This window comes from Bradyrhizobium forestalis, from assembly GCF_002795245.1.
Taxonomy (GTDB): Bacteria; Pseudomonadota; Alphaproteobacteria; order Rhizobiales; family Xanthobacteraceae; genus Bradyrhizobium; species Bradyrhizobium forestalis.
The window spans coordinates 1-255 of the sequence record NZ_PGVG01000173.1; the positions used below are offsets into that span (position 1 = coordinate 1).

Consider the following 255-nt stretch of genomic DNA (forward strand, 5'->3'; position numbering starts at 1 on the left):
CAGCTGGCGGAGGCGCTGGAGCGGGGGCCGAACACGCCGGTGCGGGAGCTGGACATCCTGCCACCTGACGAGCGGGCGTATCTGCTGGAGGAGCTGAACCGGACGGCGGTGACGTATCCTGAGCAGCGGTGCATCCATGAGCTATTTGAGGCGCAGGTGCGCCGTGCGCCGGATGCGGTGGCGGTGGTGTGCGCGGAGGAGCGCGTCAGCTATGGCGAGCTCAATGCGCGGGCCAACCAGCTGGCGCATCATCTG

At 68.6% G+C, this 255-nt stretch carries 1 protein-coding gene; it reads left to right on the plus strand.

What is annotated here, in order from left to right:
* On the plus strand, positions 1-255 hold a 255-nt coding region (locus CVM73_RS38980; protein WP_146006774.1), incomplete at both ends, for an AMP-binding protein.